2 protein-coding genes are annotated in these 2,153 nt (G+C 71.0%); both read left to right on the top strand.

Annotated features, from left to right (window positions below):
• Positions 1–541, top strand: a 541-nt coding sequence (locus P7D22_RS22920) for an OmpA family protein (RefSeq protein WP_319936555.1), incomplete at its 5' end; no start/stop codon positions are given.
• The gene (locus P7D22_RS22915; protein WP_319936554.1) at positions 538–1,731 is read left to right on the top strand and encodes a chemotaxis protein MotC; all 1,194 of its coding nucleotides are present in this window, start codon (positions 538–540) and stop codon (positions 1,729–1,731) included. The genes P7D22_RS22920 and P7D22_RS22915, both read left to right, overlap by 4 nt.
• The last annotated feature ends 422 nt before the right edge of the window (positions 1,732–2,153 follow it).

The raw sequence follows: 2,153 nt of genomic DNA, 5'->3' as shown, positions 1-2,153 counted from the left end.
GCCCAAGCTCGCCCAACCCGCCAAGCCAACGCCAGCCGAAGCGACGCCCGTCGAGACGCCGCAGCAGAAGGCCGAAACGGCCGCCCTGCAGGCCAAGGTGGAGGCGGCCGCCCAGCCTGATGCGGCCGGCAAGGCGACGGCCGAACCCAAGGTCGAGGTGCGCCGCACCGCCGAGGGGCTGGTGATCGGCCTAACCGACGACGCCGACTTCACCATGTTCGCCAGCGCCTCGGCCGAGCCCTCGCCCCAGGCGGTCGCCCTGATGGCCCGCATCGGCAAGCTCCTGAAGGACAAGAAGGGCGGCGTGACGATCCGCGGCTTCACGGACAGCCGGCCGTTCCGGTCGGACGCCTATGACAATTGGCGCTTGTCGTCGGCCCGCGCCGACATGGCCCATTACATGCTCGTGCGCGGCGGCCTCGACGATGCCCGCATCGACCGGATCGAGGGCTACGCCGACCGACGCCCGAAAACCCCGAAGAACCCGGCCGGACCCGAAAACCGGCGCATCGAAATCCTGTTGCGGGAGCCCACGCCGTGATCGCACGCTTCCGCCCGATCCTCGCCGCCGCGGTTTTGTGGGGTGCCGCCTCGGCGGCCGTGTTGGTCGCCACCCCAGCGGCCCGGGCCGACCAGACCTCGAGCTCGCCCAATGCGCCCTATGCGCAGATGCGCACCCTGCAAACCCTGCAGGAACAGATCGCCCACGGCAACGCGGCCGCTCAGGCGGCCCAGCCCAAGCTGATGGCCCATATCGCCGACATGTTCCTGTCGGCCGAGCCGGAAGCCTGGGCCGACCCGCGCAACGGCCGCGCGGCCGCGCTGTTCATCCTCAGCGGCGGCAAGCCCGAGGTGGTGCGCACGGTGCTCGAGCGTGCCAAGCCGACGCCCGCCATCGACCGGTTGCTGAAGGGCGCGCTCGCCTATGGCGAGGGTGAAGAATCGATCGCGGCGGCGCTGCTCGAGCCGATCGATCCCAAAAGCGTGCCGAACGCGCTCGGCGGCCATCTGGCGCTCGTCAAGGCGAGCCTCGTGGTGGGCCGGGATCCCGCCAAGGCCGACAAGCTGCTCGACCTCGCCCGCCTGCTGATGCCCGGCACGCTGGTCGAGGAAGCGGCGCTGCGCCGGCAGATCTTCCTGCTGGCCGATTCGAACCAGCTCGACAAGGTGACCTTGTTGTCGCGGCAATACCTGCACCGCTTCCGCACCTCGGTGTATGCCGAGAATTTCCGGGAACGCTTCGCGGTCGCGGTGCTGCGCTTCGCGGCGGCGGGCGACACGCCGCAACTGACCAAGTTCGACGCCGTCATCAAGGAGATGCGGCCCGACGAAGCGCGCCGCTTTTATCTCGCCATGGCCAAGGCCGCGATCACGAACGGCCGCACCGCGACCGCCCGCATGGCGGCCGACAAGGCCAAGGCGCTGGCAGTTGCCGGGTCGCCGGATGCGGCGCGGGCCGACTTGTACACGGCCGCGGCGCTCGTGGCCTCCGACCGGGTCGACGACGGGATGACGCGGCTGACCCTCATGAACCCGGCCCAGCTTGGCCCCGATGACGTGAAGCTGCGTCAGGCCGCCTTGTCGGTCGGCACGGTGGTGAGCGCCCAGAACACCAGCGATGGCGCGGGAGACGAGGCGGGCGGCACCGACGACCCCGGCGCGCAATTGCTGGCCCGGGCCCATACGGCCCTGCAGACCAGCGATCAGGTGCTGAAGGGGGCCGGCAAGTGAGCGCCTTGCGGGCGCTGGGCCTCGCTGCGGCCCCGGCGCCGGCCGTCACGGCCTCGACCGTCGACAAGACGCTGGCAGGCTTTGCGGATGTGCTCGCCACCGTGACGCAGCCGTCCGCCCCGGCGCGCCCGGCCAAGGCCGTCAAGCACGACGCCGACGCCGCGATTGACGGCGGCGACGCGGACACCGAAGGCGAAAACCGCGAGCCCGCCGCCGAGACCGCGACGGCCGGCGGCCTGTTGGTTGCGCCCCTCGATATCGCGGTCCTGGCCCAGATGGCCGCTCTGCCCTCCACCCCGACCGCCGTTGCGACCGACCCGCAGGATGCAGACACGGCCAAGGCTTCCAACAAGACCGTGAGCAGCCATAGTGGGGCCGCGGCTTCGACGCCCGCCGGCGGCGCCTGTCTCTTATACACATCT

Source organism: Lichenihabitans sp. Uapishka_5, from assembly GCF_033947565.1.
In the GTDB taxonomy this organism is placed as follows: domain Bacteria; phylum Pseudomonadota; class Alphaproteobacteria; order Rhizobiales; family Beijerinckiaceae; genus Lichenihabitans.
The sequence above is the reverse complement of the archived record's forward strand: the minus strand, read 5'-3'. Positions and strand labels throughout refer to the sequence as shown.